21 protein-coding genes are annotated in these 25,106 nt (G+C 68.8%); 11 read left to right on the top strand and 10 right to left on the bottom strand.

Annotated features, from left to right (window positions below; all coding sequences use genetic code 11):
• Nucleotides 1–776: 776 nt before the first annotated feature.
• The 3 genes from IHE47_RS00490 to IHE47_RS00480 all read right to left on the bottom strand — a co-directional run bounded on the left by IHE47_RS00490 (nt 777) and on the right by IHE47_RS00480 (nt 8,687).
• A complete protein-coding gene (locus IHE47_RS00490) occupies nt 777–3,908 on the bottom strand; it encodes an efflux RND transporter permease subunit (protein ID WP_192103057.1) in 3,132 nt (1,043 codons plus the stop codon).
• A gap of 218 nt (nt 3,909–4,126) precedes the next feature.
• A complete protein-coding gene (locus IHE47_RS00485; protein WP_192103055.1) occupies nt 4,127–7,366 on the bottom strand; it encodes an efflux RND transporter permease subunit in 3,240 nt (1,079 codons plus the stop codon).
• Between the two features lie 103 nt (nt 7,367–7,469).
• Nucleotides 7,470–8,687 (bottom strand): efflux RND transporter periplasmic adaptor subunit, encoded by a 1,218-nt coding sequence (locus IHE47_RS00480; RefSeq protein WP_192103053.1) that lies wholly within the window; start codon nt 8,685–8,687, stop codon nt 7,470–7,472.
• A 384-nt stretch (nt 8,688–9,071) separates the two neighbouring features.
• Here IHE47_RS00480 and IHE47_RS00475 point away from each other — a divergent pair, with 384 nt between their 5' ends.
• The gene (locus IHE47_RS00475) at nt 9,072–9,593 is read left to right on the top strand and encodes a c-type cytochrome (protein WP_192103051.1); all 522 of its coding nucleotides are present in this window, start codon (nt 9,072–9,074) and stop codon (nt 9,591–9,593) included.
• Nucleotides 9,594–9,751: 158 nt separating this feature from the next.
• Here IHE47_RS00475 and IHE47_RS00470 read toward each other — a convergent pair whose 3' ends face one another.
• Entirely contained in the window at nt 9,752–10,345 is a 594-nt protein-coding gene (locus IHE47_RS00470) for an ACP phosphodiesterase (protein ID WP_192103049.1), read from the bottom strand.
• Nucleotides 10,346–10,405: 60 nt separating this feature from the next.
• Here IHE47_RS00470 and IHE47_RS00465 point away from each other — a divergent pair, with 60 nt between their 5' ends.
• From IHE47_RS00465 to IHE47_RS00445, 5 genes are all read left to right on the top strand, one after another.
• Nucleotides 10,406–11,089: a CocE/NonD family hydrolase gene (locus IHE47_RS00465; RefSeq protein WP_192103047.1), complete on the top strand. Its 684-nt coding sequence runs from the start codon at nt 10,406–10,408 to the stop codon at nt 11,087–11,089.
• Between the two features lie 52 nt (nt 11,090–11,141).
• On the top strand, nt 11,142–11,411 hold the full coding sequence (locus IHE47_RS00460; protein ID WP_192103045.1) for a DUF2845 domain-containing protein: 270 nt from the start codon (nt 11,142–11,144) through the stop codon (nt 11,409–11,411).
• A gap of 43 nt (nt 11,412–11,454) precedes the next feature.
• The gene (gene zapE, locus IHE47_RS00455; RefSeq protein ID WP_192103043.1) at nt 11,455–12,573 is read left to right on the top strand and encodes a cell division protein ZapE; all 1,119 of its coding nucleotides are present in this window, start codon (nt 11,455–11,457) and stop codon (nt 12,571–12,573) included.
• A gap of 76 nt (nt 12,574–12,649) precedes the next feature.
• Nucleotides 12,650–14,449 (top strand): sensor domain-containing phosphodiesterase, encoded by a 1,800-nt coding sequence (locus IHE47_RS00450; protein ID WP_192103041.1) that lies wholly within the window; start codon nt 12,650–12,652, stop codon nt 14,447–14,449.
• A 38-nt stretch (nt 14,450–14,487) separates the two neighbouring features.
• Complete coding sequence (locus IHE47_RS00445; protein ID WP_192103039.1) at nt 14,488–14,874, top strand: peptidase C13; 387 nt, start codon at nt 14,488–14,490, stop codon at nt 14,872–14,874.
• Nucleotides 14,875–14,998: 124 nt separating this feature from the next.
• On the opposite strand, the gene IHE47_RS00440 is transcribed toward IHE47_RS00445, so the two are convergent.
• On the bottom strand, nt 14,999–15,553 hold the full coding sequence (locus tag IHE47_RS00440; protein WP_192103037.1) for a DUF1453 domain-containing protein: 555 nt from the start codon (nt 15,551–15,553) through the stop codon (nt 14,999–15,001).
• Between the two features lie 185 nt (nt 15,554–15,738).
• Between IHE47_RS00440 and IHE47_RS00435 the strand changes: the two genes are divergently transcribed.
• Nucleotides 15,739–17,181, top strand: a complete 1,443-nt coding sequence (locus IHE47_RS00435; protein ID WP_192103036.1) for a hypothetical protein — start codon at nt 15,739–15,741, stop codon at nt 17,179–17,181.
• 167 nt (nt 17,182–17,348) lie between these two features.
• On the opposite strand, the gene gpmA is transcribed toward IHE47_RS00435, so the two are convergent.
• Nucleotides 17,349–18,092 (bottom strand): 2,3-diphosphoglycerate-dependent phosphoglycerate mutase, encoded by a 744-nt coding sequence (gene gpmA, locus IHE47_RS00430; RefSeq protein ID WP_192103034.1) that lies wholly within the window; start codon nt 18,090–18,092, stop codon nt 17,349–17,351.
• Nucleotides 18,093–18,209: 117 nt separating this feature from the next.
• Here gpmA and IHE47_RS00425 point away from each other — a divergent pair, with 117 nt between their 5' ends.
• Entirely contained in the window at nt 18,210–18,887 is a 678-nt protein-coding gene (locus tag IHE47_RS00425; protein ID WP_192103032.1) for a hypothetical protein, read from the top strand.
• A gap of 137 nt (nt 18,888–19,024) precedes the next feature.
• Entirely contained in the window at nt 19,025–19,249 is a 225-nt protein-coding gene (locus IHE47_RS00420; RefSeq protein ID WP_192103030.1) for a hypothetical protein, read from the top strand.
• Nucleotides 19,250–19,291: 42 nt separating this feature from the next.
• On the opposite strand, the gene IHE47_RS00415 is transcribed toward IHE47_RS00420, so the two are convergent.
• Both IHE47_RS00415 and IHE47_RS00410 read right to left on the bottom strand, forming a co-directional pair.
• Nucleotides 19,292–19,840, bottom strand: coding sequence for an energy transducer TonB (locus IHE47_RS00415; protein ID WP_192103028.1), 549 nt, complete (start codon nt 19,838–19,840; stop codon nt 19,292–19,294).
• Nucleotides 19,841–19,971: 131 nt separating this feature from the next.
• Entirely contained in the window at nt 19,972–21,255 is a 1,284-nt protein-coding gene (locus IHE47_RS00410; RefSeq protein ID WP_192103026.1) for an acetyl-CoA C-acetyltransferase, read from the bottom strand.
• 172 nt (nt 21,256–21,427) lie between these two features.
• On the opposite strand from IHE47_RS00410, the gene IHE47_RS00405 reads away from it, so the two are divergent.
• Nucleotides 21,428–22,561, top strand: a complete 1,134-nt coding sequence (locus tag IHE47_RS00405) for a hypothetical protein (protein ID WP_192103024.1) — start codon at nt 21,428–21,430, stop codon at nt 22,559–22,561.
• Nucleotides 22,562–22,977: 416 nt separating this feature from the next.
• On the opposite strand, the gene IHE47_RS00400 is transcribed toward IHE47_RS00405, so the two are convergent.
• Both IHE47_RS00400 and IHE47_RS00395 read right to left on the bottom strand, forming a co-directional pair.
• Entirely contained in the window at nt 22,978–23,427 is a 450-nt protein-coding gene (locus IHE47_RS00400; protein WP_192103022.1) for a GNAT family N-acetyltransferase, read from the bottom strand.
• Between the two features lie 58 nt (nt 23,428–23,485).
• Nucleotides 23,486–24,487, bottom strand: a complete 1,002-nt coding sequence (locus tag IHE47_RS00395; RefSeq protein WP_192103020.1) for an integron integrase — start codon at nt 24,485–24,487, stop codon at nt 23,486–23,488.
• Nucleotides 24,488–24,664: 177 nt separating this feature from the next.
• On the opposite strand from IHE47_RS00395, the gene IHE47_RS00390 reads away from it, so the two are divergent.
• Complete coding sequence (locus IHE47_RS00390) at nt 24,665–24,937, top strand: hypothetical protein (protein ID WP_192103018.1); 273 nt, start codon at nt 24,665–24,667, stop codon at nt 24,935–24,937.
• The last annotated feature ends 169 nt before the right edge of the window (nt 24,938–25,106 follow it).

Raw genomic sequence — 25,106 nt, 5'->3', positions numbered from 1 at the left:
TGCGCGCGGGGATGGGGAACGGGCGTTCAGCCGGGTGCTCGCGAGAACCACTTGCTTTCGCACTTTGGCTCGCCTGCGGCGGGCTTTCGATCGCCTACCGGCGACCGAGTCACTTCTCTTTGCTGGCCCACGCCACCGCAGGAGCGGTGGCGAACGGCGAAGCCGGCCCGAAGGGCGGAGGACAGGATGCCCGGAGTCAAGAGAAGTAACCAAGAGAAATGGCCTGGCTTAATCCGCCGGAATTACAAGCCTGTTGTTTCGAGGATATTGGAACCACATTACGCGACACGCCCATTGCCGCCGCCATGCCTCGCCGTATCTGGAAGCTGAGGCACAAAGGCCAACGATGCCTTTTGCCGCTTTGCTCTGGCCGTTGCTTCTGCGCGCAGGAGCGCGCTGCTCTTCGGGGCCCCTATGCGGCGGTGAGGCGTGGACGAAAAGGCCGCGCAGCTGGCGAGTCCATGGATGGACTCGCCTTTTCGACCGGACAGGAGTCCGGCCGAAAAGCCCGGCCACGCCTCACGTACTCGCAGGGCAGGATGCCCGGAGAGCGCTGCATCGGGGTGGCCTCTCTTTTGGTTACTTTTCTCTGGCCACACAGAGAAAAGTAACTCGGGCCGCGGCAGCGGCTCGAAACCGCTTTGAAACTTGCGCAAGAGCAAAGGCCCCTCTCCCCTACCCCTCTCCCGCAAGCGGGAGAGGGGAAATGCAGGGTGTCGCGGGCACCCGCCCCTCACCCCAACCTCTCTCCCGGATGGAAAAAGGAGGCAAGCGCGTCAACCTGACACACGCGCCGGCAACGCACGACGCGCACGACGCCTTTCGGCACTACGCGCGCGCCACGCCTTGAAGCGCGCGCCGAGACAGGAGAACACCACGTACAGCGCCGGCGTGCTGAGCAGGGTCAGGCTCTGCGAGATCAGCAGGCCGCCGATCAACGCGATGCCGAGCGGGCGGCGCAACTCGCTGCCCTCGCCCAGGCCCACCGCGATCGGCACCGCGGCGAGGATCGCGACCATGGTGGTCATCATGATCGGGCGGAAGCGCACCAGGCAGGCCTCGTGCGCGGCCTCCAGCGGCGTCTTGCCATGCTCGCGCTCGGCGACGAGGGCGAAGTCGATCATCATGATCGCGTTCTTCTTCACGATGCCGATCAGCAGCACCAGCGCGATCTGCGCCACCACCGACAACTCGGTGCCGGTGATCCACAACGCCATCAGCGCGCCCACGCCCGCCGCCGGCAGGGTGGACAGGATGGTCACCGGGTGGATCAGGTTCTCGTACAGCATGCCCAGCACGATGTAGACGGTGAGGATGGCCGCCAGCACCAGCAGGGACATGCCGTTCTGCACCTCGTCGAAGCGGCGGAAGTCGCCGCCGAGGTTGAGCTTGATGTCGCCCGGCATGCGCATGTTCGTCACCGTGGCCTGCACGATGGCCATCGCCTCGCCCATGCTCGCGCCGGGGGCGAGGTTGAAGCTGAGATCCATGGTGGTCTGCTGGTTCTCGTGCGAGATCGACGAGGGCGCCAGCCCCGGCACCTGTCTGGCCATGGCGGTGATCGGGATCATGGTGCCCGAGCTGGATTTCACGTAGATCTTGTCCAGCGCTTCCGGCGTGGCAGTCTGGTTGGGCAGCGCGTTCACCACCACCGAATACTGGTTGATGTCGGAGTAGATGGTGGACACCTGGCGCTGGCCGAAGGCGTCGTACAGCGCGCCGTCGATGGTGCCCAGCGACACGCCCAGCCGCGCCGCGGTGGCGCGGTCGACCACGATGTTCTGGCGCAGGCCCTGCTCGTCCACGTCGCTGCCCACGTCCTGCAGCTTGGGGTTCTTCTTCAGCTCGTTGACCAGCCTGGGCAACCACTCCTGCAGCTCTTCGAGGCTGTCGCCCTGCAGGCCGATCTGGTACTGCGCCCCCTGGCTGGTGCCGCCGCCGCCGGCGCTGGGCAGATCCTGCAGCGGGCGCAGGCGCAGGTTGAGGTCGGGGTATTTCGCGGCCTTGGCGCTGAGCCGCGCCAGCACCGTGAACATGTCGTCCCTGCGGCCCTGCGCGCGGGTCTTGAGGTCGATGTTGAACGAACCGCTGGTGCCCTGGCGGCTGCTGCCCAGGCGCGTGCCCACGCTGGCCACGTCGGGGTCGGCCAGGATCATGTCGGTGAAGCGCTGCATGCGATCCACGCTCTGCCCGAAGGACACCGTGGCGCTGGACGTGGCGCGGCCCCAGATCAGGCCGGTGTCCTGCTGCGGGAACAGGCCGGTCTTGACCACGCCGAACAGGAAGAAAGTGAGCCCGATCAGCACCAGCGGCATCAGCGCGAACGCCAACGCGTGGCGCAGCGAGATGTCCAGCGCGCGGCTGTAGATGCGCTGCATGCCGGCGTGGAAGCGATCCAGCGCATGGCCCAGCCGCGACGGCTTCTGCGCCTGGTCGTGCCCGTTGAGGAACAGGCCGCACAGCGCCGGCGTGAGCGTGAGCGACACCAGCGCCGACATCACGATGGCCGCCACCAGGGTCACCGCGAAGTCGTGCATGAACATGCCGGTCATGCCGCCGGCGAACAGCAGCGGGATGAACACCGCGACCAGCGAGGCGGTGATCGAGACGATGGTGAAGCCGATCTCCTTCGCGCCCGCCAGCGTGGCCTCCATGCGCGTCATGCCGGCGTCGATGTGGCGGATGATGTTCTCGATCACCACGATGGCGTCGTCCACCACGAAGCCGATCGCGATCACCAGCGCCAGCAGGGTGAGGTTGTTGAGCGTGAAGCCGAGGATGTACATCACCACGAAGCCGCCGGCCAGCGACAGCGGCACGGTGAGCGCGGCGATCAGGGTGGGCGCCAGCCGGCGCAAGAACAGCGCCATGGTCAGCACCACCATCGCCAGCGAGATCAGCAACGTGGCCTGCACTTCGTGCAGCGAGGCGCGGATGGTGGCCGTGTCGTCGAAGAACGGCGTCAGCTTGGTGCCCGGCTGCAGGTAGTTGCGCAGCAACGGCAGCTGGTCGCGCACTTCGTCCACCGTGGAGATCACGTTGGCGTCGGATTTCTTGAACACGTAGATCAGCAGCGCCGGCTTGCCCTGGAACGAGGCGGACTGGTAGGCGTCCTGCGTGCCCTGGTAGACGTGCGCCACGTCGGACAGGCGCACCGGCGTGGCGTTCTTCATCGCGATCACCAGGTTCGCGAAGTCGTCCGCCGTGTGCAGCTGGGCGGTGGAGCTGATCGCCATGGTGGTCTTGCCGTTGGACAGGAAGCCCTCCGGTGAGGTGACATTGGCGGCGGTGAGCGCATTGCGCAGGTCGTCCGGCGACAGCGCCATCGCGTTCAACGCGCGCAGGTTCACGTCCACGCGGATCGCCGGCGTGGCGGCGCCGGCGATGTCCACCTCGCTGACGCCCTTCAACTGCCGCAGCCGCTGCGCGAGCAGGGTGTCGGCGAGGTTGTACAGGTCGCCGGCCGACTGCGTCTCCGAAGTCAGCGCGATGGCGATGATGGGGTCGTCGTTCGGGTTGGCCTTCTCGTAGCTGGGCGCCACCCCGGCAGGCAGGTCGGGGGTCGCGGCATTGATCGCGGCCTGCACGTCGCGCGCGGCGGAATCCAGGTTCACGCCGCCGTTGAACATCATGAAGACGAAGGTGCTGCCTTCGGAACTGTGCGAGTTCATCATCTCGATGCCCGGCACCTGGCCGAGGTGCCGCTCCAGCGGCGCAGCCACCGTAGAGGCCATCGTCGTGGCATCCGCACCGGCCTCGCTGGCCTGCACGAAGATCGCGGGAAACTGCATGTCCGGCAGCGCCGACACGCCCAGCAGCATGTAGCAGATCAGGCCGGCGACGAAAACGCCCGCCGCCAGCAGCGAGGTGCCGATGGGACGGCGGATGAAGATGCCGGAAATGTTCATGCCCGGCACCGTGTTGGGAAACTTTGGTTCATCGTGTTGCTCAACGTGCGTTCTCTTTGCCCGTCACTCCGGCGAAGGCCGGAGTCCAGTGACGATACGGCCCGGACAGGCGATGCAGCCACTGGATGACTCGCTACGCTCGCCCCTTCGGGGCCGCCGTGCGTACGTTCTGCGCGCTGCGCGCTTGTCCGCGCCTGCGCCGGAATAAGCGGAAGAACTCACCGCGCACTACCGGCCTGCGCATGCGCCAGCGCACGCCGCTCGCGGCGTTCGCGCAGCCAGTCCTGGAAACGTTCCATGTACAGGTAGATCACCGGCGTGGTGTACAGCGTCACCAGCTGCGACAGCAGCAAGCCGCCGACGATGGACACGCCCAGCGGCCGGCGCAGTTCCGCGCCGATGCCGTTGCCCAGCGCCAGCGGCAGCGCGCCCAGCATGGCCGCGGCGGTGGTCATCATGATCGGGCGGAAGCGCAGCAGGCAGGCGCGGTGGATCGCGTCACGCGCGTTCATGCCGTGGCGCTGCGCCTCGATCGCGAAGTCGATCATCATGATCGCGTTCTTCTTCACGATGCCGATCAGCAGCACGATGCCCACGATGCCGTCCACCGACAGGTCCATGCCGAACAGGATCAGCGCCAGCAGCGCACCCACGCCGGCCGGCGGCAGGGTGGAGATGATGGTCAGCGGGTGGATGTAGCTCTCGTACAGCACGCCCAGCACGATGTAGATCACCACGATCGCGGCGAGCAGCAGCAGCACTTCGTCGCCCAGGCTGTTGGAGAACTCCGCCGCCTTGCCGATGAACTCGCCGCGCAGCGTGGGCGGGAAGTTCAGCTGCGACTCCACTTCGTGGATCGCATCGACTGCGTCGGACAGCGAATAGCCCGGCGCCACGTTGAACGACAGCGTCACCGCCGGCAGCTGCTGCTGATGGCTGATCACCAGCGGCGCGCTGGTGGCCTGCGCGCTGGCCAGCGCGGACAGCGGGATGGTGCCGCCCGCGCCCACGGTGAAGCCCACGTTGCCGGTGTTGCCGATGCCGGACGGCGTGGCGGAGTTGCTGGAGGTGAGCTGGCCGAAGCTGGTGGCGTTGCTGCCGGTGAGCGCGCCGTTGCCGTTGCCGCGGACCGTCAGCTGGTCGAGCAGGCCGGTGGTGCTGCGGAACTGCGGCGCCACCTCCAGCACCACGCGGTACTGGTTGAGCTGGGTGAAGATGGTGGAGATCTGGCGCTGGCCGAAGGCGTCGTACAGCGTGTCGTCGATGGTCTGCACCGGCACGCCCAGGCGGCTGGCCTTGTCGCGGTCGATGGTGAGCTTGAGCGAGTTGCCCTGGTTGGCCAGGTTGCTGCCCACCTCGGACAACTCGGGCCGCTGGCGCAGCGCCTGGGTCATCGCGGTGGCGTACTTCGCCAGCTCCGCCGATTCGGTATCCGACAGCGAGTACTGGTATTCGGTGGCGGACACCGTGCTGTCCAGCGTCACGTCCTGCACCGGCTTGAGGTAAAGCGCCACGCCGGGGATGCCGGCCACTTCGTTCTGCAGGCGCGGCAGGATCTTGTCCAGGCCGTCGCGCTGGCCGCGGTCCTTCAGCACGATGGAGAGCTGGCCCTGGTTGAGCGTGGGGTTGATCGTGCCGGCGCCGATGAAGGCGGCCACGCCGGCCACCGCGGGATCCCTGCGCAGGGCCTCGGCCACCGCCTGCGTGCGCTGCTCCATCGCCGGGAACGCCACGTTCTGGTCGGCCTCGACCACGCCGGTGATCATGCCGGTGTCCTGCTCGGGCAGCAGGCCCTTGGGGATCGCGATGTAGAGGAACACCGTCACCGCCACGGTGGCGAACGCCACCAGGATCATCAGCTTCTGGTGGTCGAGCACCCAGTCCAGCGACTGCTCGTACACGCCCACGATGCGCGCCCACACGGTGCGCCTGCCGGCGGCGAGGTGGCGTTCGTGCGCGTCCTCGCCCTCGGGCAGCTGGTCGGGCCTGAGCAGGTAGGCGCACATCATCGGCGTCAGCGTCAGCGACACCAGCATGGAGATCGCCACCGCGATGGTCAGCACCCAGGCGAACTCGTGGAACAGGCGGCCGGTGACTCCGGGCATCAGCAGCAGCGGCAGGAACACCGCGATCAGCGACACGGTCAGCGACAGCACGGTGAAGCCGATTTCCTTCGCGCCCAGCTCGGCCGCCTCCTGGCCGCTCTTGCCCTGTTCGATGTAGCGCACGATGTTCTCGATCATCACGATCGCATCGTCCACCACGAAGCCGGTGGCCACGGTCAGCGCCATCAGCGAGAGGTTGTCCAGCGACATGCTGGTGAAGCTCATCACGCCGAACGTGCCGAGCAGCGACAGCGGCACCGCCACCGACGGGATCAGCGTGGCCCACAGCCGGCGCAGGAACACGAAGATCACCGCCACCACCAGGAAGATGGTCAGCAGCAGGGTGAACTGCACGTCCTCCACCGAGGCGCGGATGGTGACGGTGCGGTCGGCGAACACGTCGAGGTGCACGTCGGCCGGCAGCACGGCGCGCAGCTCGGGCAGGATCTGGCGGATCTGCTTGACCGTCTCGACGATGTTCGCGCCCGGCTGGCGGCGGACGTCCAGCAGCACCGCCGGCTTGCCGTTGGCCCACGCGGCGAGCTGGTCGTCCTCCACGCCGTCGACCACGCTGGCCACGTCGGAGAGCTTCACCGGCGCGTTGTTCTTGTACGCGATGATGGTGCTCTTGTAGTCGGCGGCGTCCGCGAGCTGGTCGTTGGTGCCGATCGAGTAGCTCTGCGTCTTGCCGTTCAAGGTGCCCTTGGGCGCGTTGACGTTGGCCTGGGTGAGCGCGCTGCGCACGTCCTCCAGGGTCAGGCCGAGGTTGGCCAGCTGCGCGGGGTTCACCTGGATGCGCACCGCGGGGCGCACGTTGCCGGCGATCGAGACCAGGCCGACACCCGGCACCTGCGACAGCTTCTGCGCGAGGATCGAGTCGGCGTAGTCGTTGACGTCGCGCAGCGGTCGGCTGTCCGACTGCAGCGACAGGGTGAGGATGGGCGCGTCGGCCGGGTTCACCCGGTTGTAGATCGGCGGGTACGGCAGGTTGCTGGGCAGCACGCCGCGCGCCTGGTTGATCGCGGACTGCACGTCCTGCGCGGCCACGTCGATGTCGCGGTTCATGGCGAACTGCAGCACGATGGTGGACAGGCCCGCGGACGAGTCCGAGCTCATCATGGTGAGGCCGGAGATCTGCCCCAGCTGGCGTTCCAGCGGCGTGGTGACCAGCACCGCCATGGTGCTGGCGCTGGCGCCCGGGTACTGCGTGGTCACCACCAGGCTGGGCGCCTCGATCTCGGGCAGTGCCGACACCGGCAGCTGGCGGTAGCCGAGGATGCCGAGCAGCAGGATCGCCACCATCAGGAGCGAGGTGGCGATCGGGCGGCGGATGAAGAGCGTCGAGAATCCCATGGGTATCCGTGCTGCTGTCGGGTGGCGTCCTGCTCGCGTGGCGCACGGGCGCCGCGAGGTGGTGCGGCGCCCGCCGCGGCGGCGGGCGCGTCTCAGTCAGTCATCAGTGGCCGCCGCGACGACCGCCCTGACCCTGCTGCTTGGCCTTCTTGAGCTCGGCGTCGGTGGGCGCCGGCGGCACTTCGCCGGGCTTGAGCGGAGTGACCTTGCTGCCGGGCTTGAGGCGGAACTGGCCTTCGGTGACCACCTGCTCGCCCACGTTGAGGCCGCTGCCGACCATCACGTGGCTGTCGCCCACCTCGCCGGCCACGACCACCGGCTGCATCTTGACCGTGTTGTCGCCCTGCACCTGGTAGACGTAGTCGCCGTCCGGGCCGCGCTGCACCGCCTCGGCCGGGATCACCAGCGCGCCGTCATCCACGCGCACCTGCAGGCGCACGTTGACGAACTGGCCCGGCCACAGCGCGTTGCTCGCGTTCGGGAACTGCGACTTGAGCTTGAACGTGCCGGTGGTGGTGTCGATCTGGTTGTCGATCACCTGGAGCACGCCGTCGGTGGCCACCGGGGTCTTGTCCGTGCGGTCGAGCGCGGCCACCTGCAACGGCGCGGCCTGCTGCGCCTTGCGCACCATGTCGAGGTTCTGCTCGGGCAGCGGGAAGATCACGTAGATCGGGTGCAGCTGGGTCAGCGTGACGATGGTGCTGGTGGTGGTCACCACGTTGCCCGGGTCCACCGCGCGGATGCCGGCCACACCGTCGATGGGCGAGGTGATGCGGGTGTAGTCGAGGTTCACCTTGGCGCTCTCGGCGGCGGCGCGGTCCTGCACCACGGCGGCCTGCAGCTGGCTCACGTTGTTGCGGTAGGTGTCCATGTCCAGCGCCGCCACGTAGCCGCTGGCGACCAGCGCCTGGTTGCGCTTCAGCGTGCTCAGCGCGGTGGCCAGCGAAGCCTCGTCCTGCTTCTGCTTGGCCAGCGCCTGGTCATACGAGGCCTGGAAGGTGCGCGGGTCGATCTCGGCGAGCAGGTCGCCCTTCTTCACCTGCTGGCCCTCGGTGAAGTCGAGCTTGATCAGCTGGCCGCCCACCTGCGGGTTGACCGAGATGGTGTTGAGCGCCTGCACCGTGCCCAGCGCGGTGAGGTAGACCGGCACGTTCTCCTTCGCCACCGGCACCACGGTGACCGGCACCGGCGCCTTGTCCTTGTCCCCGTCCATGCCGCCGGGGCCGCCCGCACCGCCCGGCTTGTGCAACAGGCGCACGGCGACGATGGCCAGCACGACCACCGCGACGACGATCAGCGCGATCTTCCAAAAACGCGACATGCAGAAAACTCCCGAGGTGGATGCGGTGCCGACTGGGGGGGACCCGTGCCGACGCGGCTGCGGTCGGCTGATTGTGGCAAAGCATAGGTGCAGTGCAACGAAACGGAACAATGCCAGTGGTCAGGGGTGGGGCATGACCGATGGCACGGAGAGATGCAAAGGCAGGCAAATGACAAGGACCACCGCCACCGCCGCGGGGCTTGGACAAACGTCCGCCGCCACGGTTCCAAACTTGCCGGCGGCATCGTCTATACTCCGGACGATGCACTTGCCCGCCGCACTACCGCCGTGCCGGGTGCGGGCGCATGGCGGCCATCGGCCTGCCGGGTGCCGCAGGGGCCTTCCGCACGATCATCGACTTGGAGTACCTACGTGAGCGGTTCCATGAACGATTCCGACCGTGGCTTCATGCGCCAGTTCGCCAAAATGATCAGCGGACTGCTGGCATTGACCGTGCTGCTGATCCTGGTCGCGCTGGCCATCTACAACCACGAACCCAAGGAAGTCGACCCGAACGTACAGGCGCAGGTCGACGCGCGCATCGCGCCCGCCGGCGCGGCGTACGCCGGCAACACCGGCCGCGCCGCCATGCAGGCCGCGGCCGACGCCGCCGCCAAGGCCGCCGCCTCGCAGGTCGCCTACGGCGGCACCACCGACGGCAAGACCATCTTCGACAACCTGTGCACCAGCTGCCACACCGCCGGCGTCGCCGGCGCGCCCAAGGTGGGCGACAAGGCCATGTGGGCACCGCGCATCGCCGAGGGCCTGGACACCCTGATCAAGCACGCCACCGACGGCTACCACGGCCCCGACGGCAACTTCATGCCGGCCAAGGGCGGCAACCCTGCGCTTACCGACGCGCAGGTGAAGGCCGCGGTGACCTGGATCGTTGGCCAGGCCAAGTAAGCCCAGCTTCAATCAGGTCAAAGCAAACGCCGCCCTTGGGCGGCGTTTTCGTTCGCTCCTCTCCCGCCTGCGGGAGAGGGTTTGGGAGAGGGCCCACCCTCGCGGCGAAATTGCTTTGATCCCCCCTCTCTACAAAGTACAAGCGGAAAGAAAACCCCTCACCCCTCCGCGTTCTCCCCGACCCATTCCCGCGCAAACTCCCGCAACCGCGGAAAGAACGCCCCGAAATGCCCCCGCAACGGCGCATCCAGCGCTACCAGCAGCGGCAGCATCCGGCCCAGCGGGTTGTCCCGCCGCAACCGCCCGGCGACGCCGTCCAGCGCCCGCCCGATCTCCTCGCGCCGCGCATAGCCCGCCGGCAGGTCGTGCGCATCCATGTAGGCGCGGAAGCGGCGCAGGGCCGGCGGCAACTGCGCATCGTGGCGCCACAGCAATTCGCGTGCGGCATCCGAGAAGGCCGCCAGCGGCATGGCGCTCCAATGCGCGAAATCGCGCGCCAGGCAATGGTCGAACCACAGGTCCAGCGCAATCCCGGCATAGCGCCGGTACGGCGGCGCGAAGCGCGCCCGCGCGGCCGCCACTTCCGGATGGCGGTCGGTATGGCTGTCGATGGCACGGTGCAGCCGGATGCCCAGCGCCACGCGCGGCGGCAGCGCCGGATCGGGCACGCCATGCACGAAGTCGCCGAGCAGCCCCCCCAGACGCAACGCCTCGTCGTCGCCGGCGAGCAGCAGGTGCGCCAGATGGTTCACCGAACCTCGCCCGTGCGTCGCCGGGGGCGGACGGCCGCGCCGGCGGCTATCATCTTCGGCATGACTCCCACCGCGCTTCCCGACGACCCCGCCAGCTTCCCCGACCAAGCCGCCAGCTTCGCGCTCACCGGCCCGGCCGGCAAGCTCGAGGTCCTCACCGACCTGGCCGAACGCGCCGATGCGCGCCGCGGCGTGGCCGTGGTCTGCCATCCCAACCCCGTGCAGGGCGGCACCATGCACAACAAGGTGGTGACGATGGTGGAGCGCGCGCTGCGCGAGTCGGGGCTGGACACCGTGCGCTTCAACTTCCGCGGCACCGGCGCCTCCGAAGGCAGCTACGACGACGGCATCGGCGAAAGCGAGGACCTCGCCGCCGTGGTGGCCTGGCTGCGCCGCGTGCGCCCCGGCGACGCGCTGTGGCTGGCCGGGTTCTCCTTCGGCAGCTACGTCACCATCCGCAGCGCGGTGCGGCTGCAGGCCGACGCGCTGGTCAGCATCGCGCCGCCGGTGGGCCGCTGGACGATGGGCGACGCCCTGCCCGCCTGCCCGTGGCTGGTGGTGATGGGCGAAGCCGACGAAGTGGTGGAGCCGCAGGCGGTGTTCGACTGGATCGCCGCGATGGACAGGCCGCCCGAGCTGATCCGCATGCCCGAGGCCGGCCATTTCTTCCATCGCCGCCTGATGGACCTGCGCGGCGCGGTGAAGCATGCCATCGCCGACTGGCTGCCGCCGCCACGCGGCTGAGCGCGGCGGGCCGCCCTATAATCCGGCCACTCCCACCCCAGAGGGCAATGTCATGAAACGATGGATCGTATTGGCGGCCGGCCTGTTGCTCAGCTTCCAGGCGCTGGCCGCGGACACCGTGCGCTTCGGCTCCAAGGTCGTCACGGTCGGGGACTCGGAAGAAAAGGTGACCGCGATCGCCGGCGCGCCCGTGAGCAGGACCGAAGTGCAGAACGTCTACGGCGCCGTGCTCGCCTATCGGCTCGACTACGTGCAGGGCAACAAGACCGTGCAGATCTACGTTGCCCACGGCCAGGTGGTCGACATCAAGGAAATCTTCTGAGCGCATCGCGGCGGCACGGGCCGTCGATGCCGGTGACCGCCGCATGAGCGAAACCCTCTCGCCCGCCCCCGGCGTGCGCTACCAGGAAGGCGTGGCCGCGCACCGCTGGGAGTCCGATCCCACCCAGCTCGCGGTGCTGCCCGAGTTCGACCGCCTGCATGCCGCGCTGTGCGCCGCCGCGCCACGCGACGGCGGCCTGTTCGGCCGCCTGAAATCGCTGCTCGCCAGCGAACCCGCGCCGGCGCCGCAGGGCTTGTACCTGTGGGGCACGGTGGGCCGCGGCAAGACCTTCCTGATGGACCTGTTCGCCGCCAGCCTGCCACGCGGCACCGTGCTGCGCCGGCACTTCCACCGCTTCATGCAGGAGGTGCACGAGCGCCTGCGCGAGCTGGGCGAACGCCAGGATCCGCTGGCCGAAGTGGCCGCCGGCCTGGCCGCGCGCTGCCGCGTGCTGTGCCTGGACGAGTTCCTGGTCAGCGACATCGGCGACGCGATGATCCTCGGCCGCCTGCTGGAATGCCTGATCGCGCGCGGCGTGGCGTTGGTCACCACCTCCAACACCGCGCCGGAAAACCTCTACCGGGACGGCCTGCAGCGCGCGCGCTTCCTGCCGGCCATCGCCCTGCTGCAGCAGCACTGCCACGTGGTCGAGATGGCTTCCACGCGCGACTGGCGCCTGCGCGCGCTGGCCCAGGCGGCGGTGTACTACACGCCGCCCGGCGCCGAGGCGCAGCGCGCGATGGAGCGCATCTTCCGCGGCCACGCCCAGGGCACCACCGTCGAGGGCGGCTTGCTGGAGGTGAACGGCCGCGCCATCCCGCTGCGCAAGCGCGCCGACAACATCCTGTGGTTCGACTTCGCCGCCCTGTGCGAAGGCCCACGCGCGGTAGCCGACTACATCGCGCTGGCCAAGGCCGGCCCCGCGGTCATCGTCTCCGACGTGCCGCAGTTCAACGCCTACAGCGAGGACGCCGCCAAGCGCTTCGTGCAACTGGTCGACGAGTTCTACGACCGCCACGTCAAGCTCATCCTCTCCGCCGCCGCCCCGATCACCGAGCTGTACGACGGCGAGCGCCACCGCGCCGAATTCGGCCGCACCGAGTCGCGCCTGATCGAGATGCAGAGCGAGGCCTACCTGGCGCTGCCGCACCGCGTCGACTGAGCATTGCCACCCCACCGACGGCGCAGTAGCCTGCCATGGCTGCACCATGCGGTCGCGCATACAGGGGGATGGGACGATGGAAATCTCGCGGGGTTTGCCCTCCGTCGGGCAAACCGACGCCGATCACGCGCCGCCGGGCGGCGCTGCCGCCGAGCAGCACGCCCTGCCCGGCTTCGAAGCCGTGGCGCGGCTGGCGACCCATGCGCTGGGCGTGCCGCTGGTGGCGCTGCTGCTGGGTGATGGCAGCACCTTCTGGTACACCCCGCCCGGCCAGTCGGGCACGCTGGCGCTGGACGACACGCTGCTGGCCGCCTGCCGCAGGATCGCGCACCACGGTGTCGCCGAAATCGTGGCCGATGCCCGCGAAGATGCCCGCTTCCTTGCCCCCGGCACCGACCCGGCGCACGCCACGGTCGGCTTCTTCGCCTGCGAGCCGGTGTTCGGCCTGGACGGACAGCGGCTGGGCGTGCTGTTCGTGGTCGACCGGCGCCCGCGCCTCGCCCTGGCCAACGGCGAGCAGGCCGCCCTGCGCGACGCCGCGGCCCTGGCCGGCACCGGCGCGGCATTGCGCAGCTACCTCAACCGCATCGACCCTTCCACGCGGCTGCCGCATCGCTATGCGTTCTTCGCCGACCTCGCCGCGCAACTGGCGCATGGCGTCGGCACGGCCTGGCTGACGGCGATAGAGATCGCCCCCGTGGCGCGCTTCAACGCCTTCGTGCGCGCGATGGGCCATACCTATGCCGACGCGCTGGTGCGCGCCACCGCCGAGCGCGTGCAGGCGTGGACGACGCCGGGCATGCAGCTCTACATGGTGGCGCCGACCCGCCTGGCCGTGCTGCTGCCCGGTGCGCATGGCGCGCCGTCGCCCGCGCGGCTGGACGCACTGGTCGCGGCGCTGCGCGAGCCGGTGGATTGCCTGGGCATCACGCTCAGCCTGCAGCCCGGCGTGGGCCTGCTGGAGGTCGAGGCGCACGAACTGCGCGGCGGCGACCCGCTGCGCCGGGTGATGAACGCCTCGTGGATCGCCATGGGCACGCCCAGCGGCTGGACCGTGTACAACCGCAGCGACGACGAGCGCCAGCGGCAGGAATTCTTCCTGGTCACCGAGCTGGCGGCCGCGCTGTCGGACGGCACGGAACTGGAACTGCACTACCAGCCGCGCGTGGCGCTGGAAAACAACCGCTGCGTGGCGCTGGAGGCATTGGCGCGCTGGCGCCATCCCACGCTGGGCCCGGTATCGCCCGGCACCTTCGTGCCGCTGGCCGAGCAGGCCGGCCTGATCCGCGGGCTGACCGACTGGGTGTTCGACCACGGCCTGGCGCAGCTGGCCGCCTGGCAGCGCGAAGGGCTGGACGTGCGGCTGTCGCTCAACGTCTCCAGCATCGACCTCGACGCCACGCTGGAATCGCGCCTTGCCGCGGCGGCGCGGCGCCACGGCGTGCCGCTCAACCGGCTGGAGCTGGAGTTCACCGAGGGCACCGCGATCTACCACAACGAACTCACCCGCAACGCCCTGGTCGCCCTGCGCGAAGCCGGCGTGGGCATCGCCATCGACGACTTCGGCATCGGCTACAGCAACCTCGACGCGCTGCGCCGCATGCCGGCCAGCAGCCTGAAGATCGACCAGTCGCTGGTGCGCGGCCTCGGCAACCGCCGGCACGACGCCGCCATCGTGCGCGCGATGGTGGCGCTGGGCCACGAGCTCGGCTTCCGCGTGGTGATGGAAGGCGTGGAAACCGCCAGCGTGCTCGCCGCGGTGCGCGACATGGAGTGCGACGAAGTGCAGGGCTACCACATCGCCATGCCGATGCCCGCCGCGGAAGTCGCCGGCTGGCTGCGCGGTCAGGCCGCCCGCGACGGGGCGAGCTGCTAAGGTTCCGGCAGCCCGCCGCTGCAGGAACCACGCACGCCATGTCCACCGTCCTTGCCCTCGCCCTGCTGCTGGGCGCCACGCCGGCCACCGCCGGCGACGGCGATTTCGAATCGCGCGTGCACGCCGCGAAGATGGCCGAGGCCGCCGCCAGCGGGCCGGCCTACCAGAAGACGCTGTGGGGCCATATCGACGGCTCCACGGCGGCGGCCTACAAGGGCTGCCTGGCCACTTCCAGGAACGACAAGTCGCCGTTCACGCTGGTGCTGGACGTGGATGCGCACGGCAGGCCGCAACACATCGCGGTGCAGCCGGCCACGCCGACCGCCAACTGCATGGCCGCGCATTTCGCCGGCCTGGCGCTGCCCGCGCCGCCGGCGGCACCCGTGCCGTATCCGCTGGAGATCGACTTCAGCGTCGCGCCCTGAACACGGAGCCCTCCCACTCGTGGAAGGGACGCCCTGCGTGATCGCAGGAACCCTTGAACAGATGCCAGGAAAAGCTTGCGCCGCAGGCGGAAGCCGACGGCTTCAAGAGGCCTTGCAACGGCCGTCAGGCGACCGTCGTCGCATGCGATTGCCGGTAACGCTTGTGATGCACCAGCAGGCCGGCGAAATAGACGATGTAGTAGCCCACCAGCAGGCCGATCAGCAGCATCGTCAGCGGGCTGGCCTGGTAGCCCATCTGCATGTCCGTGCCGGGCGGTGCGCTGGCGGCCAGCGCGCTGGCCTGCTGCATCTGCGGCGTCAGCGCCATGAAGCGCCACACCAGCCGGCCCAGCAGCAGCGCGGTGAGCACGGCGCCGATCCACGGGTTCGGCACGTAGCAGTCGCCCTTCACCGGATCGGTCTCGAAGCGCGTCAGGCGCAGGCCGGCGAAGCCCAGCGCCGCGCCGGTCACCGCACCGCCGAGCAGGCCCTCGGCCAGGCGGATGTCACTCAGGCCGGCGAGCATCAACAGGCCGCCGATCACCGCGAAGATCGCGATCCGCGCGACCATGCGTCCGCGCCGGATCGGCTGGCGGCCGAAGTTGCGGCTGATGCGGCGCCAGATCAGCAGGGCCATCAACGGCACGATGATCACGTAGTTCATCAGGTGGGCAGGCATGGGTTGCGTCCGTGGCTGGAGATGCGGGCAGCCTAGCCGCACCGCGCGCGCCGCGCGATGGACGAAGGGCATGCATGCCGGCCGCCGCACGGACTGCAGGGACATCGCTCGCCGGGCGGCCCACGCACACCGCTCTACAATGCCACCGATCCGGTCCGCCCTCCCCGACGATTCCCGTGCCCGACATGGCCACCCCGCTCCCATACCGCCAGCAGCTGCTGGACGACCTCGACCGGCTGGAGCGCCGCATCGCCGAGGGCGACCCGTCCGGCGAGCTGCGCCTCGGACGCGCCGACCTGCTGGCCCGTCTCGGGCGCGAAGCCGACGCCAGGGAGGCCTATCTCGCCCTGCTGGCGGTGATGCCGGGCCATTCCGGCCTGCTCAACAACCTCGGCACCCTGCTCGACGGCCTGGGCTATACCAGCGCGGCCCGCACGCTTTATCGCGAGGCCGTCAAGCATCACCCCGACCATCCGACCGGACTGATCAATCTCGGCACCTCCCTGCAGAAGGCGCAAGCATTCGAGGAAGCCCGCGTCCATTTCGCCGCCGCCCTGGCGCTGGCTCCGGACAGCATCGAGGCCAACCGCGGCATGGCGCATACCCTTGCCGGGCTGGGCGACGAGGCCGCGGCCGTGCCTTATCGCGAGAAGGGATTCCGCCAGTGTCCGACCCTGGCCTATCCCTATCGCGGCGAGGCCGCACCCATCGAACTGCTGGTGCTGGGTTCGAGCGTCGGCGGCGCGGTGCCGATCCGCCAGCACATCGACGACCGCCTGTTCGCGACCACCGTGCTGTTCGCCGATTTCGCCGATCCCACAGCGCCACTGCCGCCGCACCGGCTGATCTTCAATGCCATCGGCGACGCCGATCTCGCGGCGGCGGCGCTACGGGACGCGGCGGCCCTGGTGGCGCGCAGCACGGCCCCCGTCATCAACCGGCCCGAGGCGGTCCTGGCCACCGGCCGGGCCGGCAACGCCGGGCGGCTGGCCACCATCCCGGGGCTGATCACGCCGAACATGGCGATGCTGCCGCGCGCCTCCCTGCCCGACGCCGCCGCGATCCTGGCCGACCACGGCATCGCCTTTCCCTGCCTGCTGCGTTCACCGGGTTTCCATACCGGGCACCATTTCGTCCGCGTCGAGCGGCCGGAGGACCTGGCCACGGCGACGGCGAAGCTGCCGGGCGAAATGCTGATCGCGATCGAATATCTCGACGCCAGCAGCACCGACGGCAAGATCCGCAAATACCGCGTGATGATGATCGACCATGCGCTCTATCCACTGCATGCCGCCGTATCGCACGACTGGAAGGTGCATTACTTCAGCGCCGACATGGCCGGGAGCGCCGCGCACCGGAGCGAGGACGAACGCTTCATCACCGCCATGGAACAGGTGCTGACCCGGGACCAGTTGCGTACCCTGGCCGACATCGAACAGGTCCTCGGCCTCGACTATGCCGGCATCGACTTCGGCATCGACCGCGCCGGCCACCTGCTGCTGTTCGAGGCCAATGCGACGATGGTGGTCAACCCGGTCGACAGCGACCCGCGCTGGGACTATCGCCGCGCGCCGGTGCAACGGGTGATGGACGCGATCCGTGCCTTGCTGCGCGCCCGCGCCGCCTAGGAACCTCGGACTTTGCCCGTCATCCCAGCGAAGGCTGGCCCCAAAGGGGGCGAGCGCAGCGAATCATCCATTGTCTGTAATTCTGGAATGCAAAGGCACTGGATTCCTGCGTTCGCAGGAATGACAAGCAAGAACCTGATCGAGCAAGAACCCGATTTAAGGAGGGATTACTTGGCCTTGCCCTGGTTGGCGACGGCGGCCATCTTCGCCTCGATCGCCGCGGCGTCGCCGAGGTAGTAGCGCTTCAGCGGCCTGAGCTCGGCATCGAACTCGTACACCAGCGGCACGCCGTTGGGGATGTTCATCTCCACGATGTCGGCGTCCGAGATACCGTCCAGATACTTCACCAGCGCGCGCAGCGAATTGCCATGCGCAGCCACCACCACGCGCCGGCCGGCCTTGATCGCCGGCGCCAGCACTTCGTGCCAGTACGGCAGCACGCGGGCCACGGTGTCCTTCAGGCATTCGGTGTCGGGAATCTGTTCGGGCTTGAGTGCCGCGTAGCGCGGGTCGTGCACCGCCTCGTTCTCGTCGCGCGCCAGCGGCGGCGGCGGGATGTCGTAGCTGCGGCGCCAGACCTTCACCTGCGCGTCGCCGTACTTCGCCGCGGTCTCGGCCTTGTTGAGGCCGGTGAGCGCGCCGTAGTGGCGCTCGTTGAGGCGCCAGTCGGTATGCACCGGCAGCCACGACATCTCCATCGCGTCGAGCACGCCCCACAGGGTATGCACCGCGCGCCTCAGCACCGAGGTATGCGCCACGTCGAACGCGTAGCCCTCGCGCTTCAGCAACTCGCCCGCCTCGCGCGCCTCCTGCTCGCCCAGCGCGGTGAGGTCCACATCGGCCCAGCCGCTGAAACGGTTGTCGAGGTTCCACTGCGACTGGCCGTGGCGGATCAGGACGAGCTTGTGCATGGCGTTGGCTTCTCGGCGGGGAAGTCCGGCATGGTGCCACCATGCCGAAGGTCACGCCAACCCTTTGCGGGTGCGCTGCATCCCATGAGGGTCATTCCCACGAACGGAGTCATGCCCATGCGCCGCATCCTGCTTCCCCTCGCCCTCTCCACGGCCATTTTCGCGGCCCTCGCCGCGCCACTGGCGGCCACCGCGGCGGACAACGACATCAGCAAGGTCAACGGCACCGTGCAGGTGGACGCCGGCCAGCACGCCGGCGATGTCAGCTCGGTGAACGGCAGCGTGCACATCGGCGACGGCGCCGTGGTGCAGGAAGCCAGCACCGTCAATGGCTCGGTGGATCTCGGCGCGCAGGCCCATGCCGCCAAGCTGGGCACCGTCAACGGCGCGATCCGGCTCGCCACCGGCAGCCAGGTCGACGGCACGGTCGAAGCCGTGAACGGCGCGATCAGCCTCGCCCGGAGCGCGCAGGTGAACGGCCACCTGTCCAACGTCAACGGCGGCATCACCCTCGACGCCGCGCATGTCGCCGGCGGCCTGGAAACCGTGGCCGGCGATATCACCGTGGGCGCCGGCTCGCACGTCGAAGGCGGCATCCTGGTCGACAAGCCGAACAACGGCGGCTGGTTCCACTTCGGCAACGACCGCAAGCCGACCATCGTGATCGGCCCGCACGCCGTGGTGCAGGGCACGCTGGAGTTCCGCCGCGAGGTGGTGCTCAAGGTCAGCGACAGCGCGCAGATCGGCGCGGTGAAGGGCGCCACCGTGGAGAAGTTCAGCGGCGCCGCGCCGTAGGCAGCGACCCGATCTTCGTCGCCGGCTGCGGCGGCTTGCCTGGCAAGCCGCCGCAGCCGGCATGGTTACGCCATCGCCCGTACCGCATCCGCCTGATCGCCATGCGCCATCCTCCGGATGGCCCGCAGGGAACCGCCATGAACATCCGGATCGCCATCGCGGCCCTTGCCGCCGCGGTGCTGGCCGCCTGCGCCAGCACGCCCATGGACCACGATGCCCTGCGCCAGCATGCCGGGCGCCATTGCCGAGTCCAGGCCACCGTGTCGCCGGTTTATGCCATCGGCAGCACGGGCACGGACATGCGCAACATCGCCTATGTCCGCTGCATGCGCAGCACCGCCAGCCCAAAGACCGAGGCCTGAGGCGCGGCGGCAGAAGCATCGGCGCGGAACGGGCCTGCGGTATTACGGCGCTGCCGCCACCTGCTGCCCGCCACGGGTGAAGCTCATCGGCAAGTCGCCGCTGAAGCCATCCGGATGGTCGGCAGGCACGGCGAAGCGCCAGCGACGCACGGTGTCCAGGGCATGGGCATCGAGCACGGGATCGCCGCTGGACTCCGCCAGCGATGCCGCGGCGACGCGGCCACTGCCGTCGATGGTCAGGTGCAGCAGCACGCGGCCCTGCAGGTGGCCTTCCATCTGCGACCACGACACCGGCATCTGCGGCATGGACACCGGCACCAGTTCCGGCGGCTGCACCGCCGGTGCAGCCTGCGCGACGTCCACCACGGGTGGCAGCACGGTGCGATGCGCCACCGCCACGGCATGCGGCTGGCTTGCCGCATGATGGCGTGCCACGCGCGCAGCGGGGTGGTGCGCCGCGGGCACGAAACCCGCCACGCGCTCGCTGGGGCCGGCCCAGCCGGTGTTGAAACCGCACAGCCATTGCGTACCGGCAATGCCGATACCCAGGGCGAGCAGGCTCAAGGTGGTGGTGGTGCGCAGACGCAGCATCCGGCCTTTATGCCCCAGCGCGGTCGAATCACGGCTGAAGGGACCGCCCGTGGGAGCGCATCCTGTGCGCGATGGCTCTGATGTTTGATCGAAGCCAAGAGCCATCGCGCACAGGGTGCGCTCCTACGGAATCAGCGTTCGAGGATCGCGGTGACGCCCATGCCGCCCGCCGTGCAGATCGAGATCAGGCCGCGGCCCGAGCCCTTCTGCTCCAGCATCTTCGCCAGCGTGGCGATGATGCGCGCGCCGGTGGCGGCGAACGGGTGGCCGGTGGCGAGGCTGGAGCCATGCACGTTGAGCCTGGCGGGGTCGATCGCGCCCAGCGGCGCGTCCAGGCCCAGCCGGTTCTTGCAGTAATCCGCGCTCTCCCACGCGCGCAGCGTGCACAGCACCTGCGCGGCGAAGGCTTCGTGGATCTCGTAGAAGTCGAAGTCCTGCAGGGTGAGGCCGTTGCGCTTCAGCAGGCGCGGCACCGCCACGGTAGGGGCCATCAGCAGGCCCTCGCCGTGCACGAAATCCACCGCGGCCACCTCGGCGTCGCGGAACCAGGCCTGCACCTTGAGCCCGCGCTGCGTGGCCCATTCCTCGCTGGCCAGCAGCACCGCGGCGGCGCCGTCGGAGAGGCCGGTGGAGTTGCCCGCGGTGAGCGTGCCCTGGCCCGAGCTCTTGTCGAACGCGGGCTTGAGCGCGGCGAGTTTTTCCAGCGTGGTGTCGGGGCGCAGGAAACCGTCGCGCGCCAGGCCGCGGAACGGCACGATCAGGTCTTCGAAGAAACCCGCGTCGTAGGTGGCGGCCAGCTTGCGGTGGCTGTCCAGCGCGAGCCGGTCCTGCGCCTCGCGCGTGACATGCCACTGCTTCGCCATCTGCTCGCAGTGGTCGCCCATCGACTTGCCGGTGCGCGGCTCGGCCACGCCGGGGAAGGAGGGCTTGAGTTCCTTCAGCGAGAAGCGGTGCAGCGCCACCTTCAGCTTGTCCAGCGGCGTCTTGGCGCGATTGATCGCCAGCAGGCGCTTGCGCAGGCGCGTGCCGAACACGATGGGCACGTCGCTGGTGGTGTCCGAGCCGCCGGCGATGCCGGCCTCGATCTGGCCCGCCGCGATCTTGTTCGCCACGATGATGGCGTTGTCCAGCGATGTGCCGCAGGCGCGCGCGGTGGTGATGCCCGGCGTGGTGGGCGCCAGGCCGGAGGAAAGCAGCGCCTCGCGCGCGATGTTCCAGTCCGAAGGGTGCTTGATCACCGCGCCCAGCGCCACCTCGCCCAGTTCCACCCCGTGCAGGCCGTAGCGCTCCACCAACGCGCCCAGCACCTTCACCGACATGCCGAAGTTGCCCACGTCGGCATAGGCCGTGTTGTTGCGGCAGAACGGGATCCGCACGCCACCGATCACACCCACGCGCCGTTGCATCTGTTCCATTCCGGGAAAATCCAGCAAAGATTGCCTGCAAGGCTAACCCGCCCCGCCACGGCGCGGAAGCGCGGCGCGTCGCGCAAATGGCATTTCGTTCACCGGAGCAGCCCCGCACCCAGGCCGGGCGCGCCTCGCCCACTTGCTAGAATCGCGCTTTTCCCTCGCGGATTTCGCTGCCGTGGAAGCCTCCACCCTGATCGCCCTGCCCATCGTGCTCGCGCTGGAACCCGTGGCCGGCGCCGCGCCGCGCGCCACCCTGAGCCGCGACGAAGCGGACGAACTGGCCAGCCTGGTCGCCACCGACCTGCACGCGTTGCTGCCGCAGGTGGCGCAGGCGCGGCTGGTGCTGGCCGGCGCGCTGTTCGACCCGGTGGAACTGCTGCGCCCCGGCTTCCCGGCATGGGCCACGCTGGACGAACTCGGCCGCCGCGTGCCGCGCGCCGGCGTGGCGCAGGTGGTGGCCTTCGGCAGCCACGACGGTCGCATGCCGGCGCAGCCGCTGGAACCCTCGCCGCACTACGCCGACGGCCCGATGCGCCTGCTGCCGCTGTCGCTGCTGGCGCCGGAGGAACTCGCCGAGGAACTCGCCGAACAGATCGAAGTGCAACTGGTCGGCCGCGGCGAAGCCGGCGCGCATACCGCCGACTGGCTGATGCGCACGCTGGGCGTGCGGCTGGAGCACGCGCGCTACCTCAGCCGCAACGACCTGCTGGCGCTGACCTGCGTGCAGTACGAACACGTCAACCTCGCGCCGCTGTGGAGCCTGCTGGAAGTGGCCCTGCTCACGCCGTACCGCGAGGAAGGCGTGCTCAGCGCGCGCGGCCTGGCGCTGCACTACGAAAACGGCCGCGTACTGGCGCAGTCGCCTGCCGAGTGGCTGGCAGCGCAGGGCGGCGAGGTCACGGAACGCGCGCACGACTTCGCCGGCATCGTGTTCGAACTGCGCCAGTACGCCGCCCTGCTCGACGCCCACGCGCTGCCGCTGCGCCTGCAGTCCGCGCCGGACGGCGAAGGCGATGCCGGCTGGCTGCTGGAGCCCGTGGCCGACGCCGACCCGCGGCACGAAACGCCACGGCTGTATGCCCACGAAGCACCCGGCCTCGGCGTGGTGGCGGTCACCGCCGCGCAATTCGGCGCAGGCAGCCAGCCGCGCGTGCTCGCGCACGGCTACCCGCTGCAGCCGCGCGCGCTCGGTCCGCTGCTCGCCGCGCTCGCCGCCCGTTACGGTTGCGCCGCCGAGCTGCAGATGCCGGGCCGCATCGTGCTGGACGAACACGGCCAGCTCGCGGCGCCGTCTGCATCGCTGCACTGAGAACATCCGCTCCCATCGGAAGATCAGGTGTGCGGCGAAACCCGGCCCGCTTTTTCCTTCTCCCTGCGGGAGAAGGTGGCGCGCAGCGCCGGATGAGGGTGCGGGCGAAGCGCGTGGACAAACTTGGCAACGAACTTCAACAGCGCGCCATGCCCGAACCCTCACTCCAACCCCTCTCCCGAAGGCCTGATTAGCGTCGAGTCTCAGCGGCAAGCCGATTTGCTCCTCCCCCTGCTTGCAGGGGGAGGTTGGGAGGGGGTGAAACCCTGCGAAAGACTCTCATGGATGGCTTTCGCAAGAGCCTGACCCCACCCCAGCCCTCCCCTGCATGCAGGGGAGGGAGACCGAACATGGCACGACTGAGACTCGACGCTAATCAGGTCCCGAAGGGAGCGGGGCTCTATAAATGCAACGCCTCAAAGCACCTGCTCGTACATCTCGTAATGGCAGCGGTGCATGCCAAGCCGCTCGTAGGTGGCCTGCGCGCGGGCGTTTCCCGTCTCCACGTACAGGCGCAGGCTCGCCGCCCGTGCCGCGCGGGCGCGGCGTGCCACCTCGGCGTACAGCATGCGGAACGCGCCATCGCGGCGCGCCTCCGGCACCACGTACACGCTCTGGATCCACCAGTAATCGCCGTTGCGCCAGTCGCTCCACTCGAACGTGACCATCAGGCCGCCCACCGCCACGCCATCCCGCTCGGCGACCAGATAGAAGCCGCGCTGGGGTTGCTCGAACACGCCGCGCACGCCACGCTCCAGCACTGCCGCATCCAGCTCCAGCCCCTCGGTCTCGCGCGCCATCGCCGCGTTCCAGGCGCACAGCGCGGGCACGTCGGCGGCAGTGGCGGGTCGGATCGACAGCGTCATTTCGGTGCTTCCGGCAAGGAGCAAGACGCTATCGTAGCGCGTGCCGCACCGCAGCCATTCACCGGTCCAGCGGACTCAACACACCGTGGCCGCCACGGTTGAGCACGTGGGTATAGATCTGCGTGGTCGACACATCCTTGTGCCCGAGCAGCTCCTGCACCGTGCGGATATCGCTGCCGGACTCCAGCAGGTGCGTGGCGAACGAGTGGCGCAACGTGTGCGCACTCACCGGCTTGGCGATGCCCGCCTCGCGGCAGGCCTTCTTCAACGCGCGCGCCAGCATGCCGTCGTCGAAATGGTGCCGGCGTTCAGTGTCGTCACGCGGGTCCACCGAGCGCCGGGGCGCGGGAAACACGTACTGCCAACCGAACTCGCGCGGCGCCGACGGATACTTGCGCGCCAACGCGAACGGCAGCCATGTCGCACCGAAACCTTCGTGCAAATCGGCCTGGTGCAACTGGCGCGAACGCTCCAGCTCCAAGCGCAGGGGCTCGATCAGCGAGCGCGGCAGCATCGTACGGCGATCCTTGCCGCCCTTGCCGTCGCGCACGGTGATCTCGCCGCGGTCGAAATCCACGTCCTTCACGCGCAGGCGCAGCGCCTCCATCAGGCGCAAGCCGGCACCGTAGAGCAGGCAAGCCAACAGCCGCGGACGGCCATCCATGTACGCCAGCAGCCGGGTCACCTCCTCGCGCGACAACACCGTTGGCACCCGTGCCGGCCGCTTCGCCCGGGTCACCCCATCCAGCCACGGCAACTCGACCCCAAGCACTTCGCGATACAGGAACAGCAAGGCAGACAACGCCTGGTTCTGCGTATTGGCCGCGACCTGATTGCGCACCGCCAATCGCGAAAGGAAGGCCTCCAGTTCCGCTGCGCCCATGTCGCGCGGATGGCGCTTGCCATTGGCCAGGATGAAGCGGCGAATCCAGCCCACGTAGATCTGCTCCGTGCGCAGGCTGTAATGCTTCACCCGCAATACCCGCCGCACCTCGTCCAGCAACCGCGGCGCCTTGGCAGGAGTCCCGTGCGTATCGCCGTTTTCGGGGTGATAAGACATACAAGCCTCGTTTCGCGAGATACGCACACGAGCGTGCCCCTGCGCGGCGACCGAAAGGAGCCGGACAAGTGCATGATTGCTTGTAGGATTTCTTCCCTTGACGAAATGGGAGCCAGCGCGGAGCATCCGTGCATATGCCCCGATCCGGGGTCTACTAAGCGTTAGGCATCCAGAGATATGCGCGTCGAACTTGCCTTGCTGTTCAACGACGAGCTATTGGGTCGTGGCAACGTATCAGTTACTCCCATCGAGCAAACAGATGACTTGGGCGTGTTCAAGGCTTCGCACAAACTTCTTGAGGGTTCCGCCATCATCATCCTCTCCGACTTCACAGAAGGGGTAACACTGCGCAAGTCCACTCTGGACATGCCCATCCACGAGTCAAGTGATTGGGAAAGCATCGACCTTGCGGGGTACACGCTCGCGTTCCGGTGTAGGCTCGATGCCTAACATTTCGTTCAAGGCGGACGGCTTCGCCGCCGCTTAACTCAGGCGTTAGGCCTCTATGAGCATTGTCTCACTCATTCTTATCGCCGCAGCTGTTAGCCCCAATGTCACATCGTTGCCAACCGGTCAGGCCATTGTAAATATCTGCTGGGATGGGCACTCCCACGTTCAA

It is taken from the genome of Rhodanobacter sp. DHB23, assembly GCF_014842975.1.
Classification (GTDB): Bacteria; Pseudomonadota; Gammaproteobacteria; order Xanthomonadales; family Rhodanobacteraceae; genus Rhodanobacter_A.
This window is presented reverse-complemented; position numbering and strand designations above follow the sequence as displayed.

What these genes read in the sequence shown, in the direction of transcription:
- IHE47_RS00435 (WP_192103036.1), top strand. Translation starts at nt 15,739, where the DNA reads ATGGCCACCCCGCTCCCATACCGCCAGCAGCTGCTGGACGACCTCGAC.
- IHE47_RS00485 (WP_192103055.1), bottom strand. Translation starts at nt 7,366, where the DNA reads ATGGGATTCTCGACGCTCTTCATCCGCCGCCCGATCGCCACCTCGCTC.
- IHE47_RS00465 (WP_192103047.1), top strand. Translation starts at nt 10,406, where the DNA reads ATGACTCCCACCGCGCTTCCCGACGACCCCGCCAGCTTCCCCGACCAA.
- IHE47_RS00490 (WP_192103057.1), bottom strand. Translation starts at nt 3,908, where the DNA reads ATGAACATTTCCGGCATCTTCATCCGCCGTCCCATCGGCACCTCGCTG.
- IHE47_RS00440 (WP_192103037.1), bottom strand. Translation starts at nt 15,553, where the DNA reads ATGCCTGCCCACCTGATGAACTACGTGATCATCGTGCCGTTGATGGCC.
- IHE47_RS00390 (WP_192103018.1), top strand. Translation starts at nt 24,665, where the DNA reads ATGCGCGTCGAACTTGCCTTGCTGTTCAACGACGAGCTATTGGGTCGT.
- IHE47_RS00460 (WP_192103045.1), top strand. Translation starts at nt 11,142, where the DNA reads ATGAAACGATGGATCGTATTGGCGGCCGGCCTGTTGCTCAGCTTCCAG.
- gpmA (WP_192103034.1), bottom strand. Translation starts at nt 18,092, where the DNA reads ATGCACAAGCTCGTCCTGATCCGCCACGGCCAGTCGCAGTGGAACCTC.
- IHE47_RS00395 (WP_192103020.1), bottom strand. Translation starts at nt 24,487, where the DNA reads ATGTCTTATCACCCCGAAAACGGCGATACGCACGGGACTCCTGCCAAG.
- IHE47_RS00480 (WP_192103053.1), bottom strand. Translation starts at nt 8,687, where the DNA reads ATGTCGCGTTTTTGGAAGATCGCGCTGATCGTCGTCGCGGTGGTCGTG.
- IHE47_RS00475 (WP_192103051.1), top strand. Translation starts at nt 9,072, where the DNA reads ATGAACGATTCCGACCGTGGCTTCATGCGCCAGTTCGCCAAAATGATC.
- IHE47_RS00425 (WP_192103032.1), top strand. Translation starts at nt 18,210, where the DNA reads ATGCGCCGCATCCTGCTTCCCCTCGCCCTCTCCACGGCCATTTTCGCG.
- IHE47_RS00415 (WP_192103028.1), bottom strand. Translation starts at nt 19,840, where the DNA reads ATGCTGCGTCTGCGCACCACCACCACCTTGAGCCTGCTCGCCCTGGGT.
- IHE47_RS00450 (WP_192103041.1), top strand. Translation starts at nt 12,650, where the DNA reads ATGGAAATCTCGCGGGGTTTGCCCTCCGTCGGGCAAACCGACGCCGAT.
- IHE47_RS00420 (WP_192103030.1), top strand. Translation starts at nt 19,025, where the DNA reads ATGAACATCCGGATCGCCATCGCGGCCCTTGCCGCCGCGGTGCTGGCC.
- zapE (WP_192103043.1), top strand. Translation starts at nt 11,455, where the DNA reads ATGAGCGAAACCCTCTCGCCCGCCCCCGGCGTGCGCTACCAGGAAGGC.
- IHE47_RS00410 (WP_192103026.1), bottom strand. Translation starts at nt 21,255, where the DNA reads ATGGAACAGATGCAACGGCGCGTGGGTGTGATCGGTGGCGTGCGGATC.
- IHE47_RS00400 (WP_192103022.1), bottom strand. Translation starts at nt 23,427, where the DNA reads ATGACGCTGTCGATCCGACCCGCCACTGCCGCCGACGTGCCCGCGCTG.
- IHE47_RS00445 (WP_192103039.1), top strand. Translation starts at nt 14,488, where the DNA reads ATGTCCACCGTCCTTGCCCTCGCCCTGCTGCTGGGCGCCACGCCGGCC.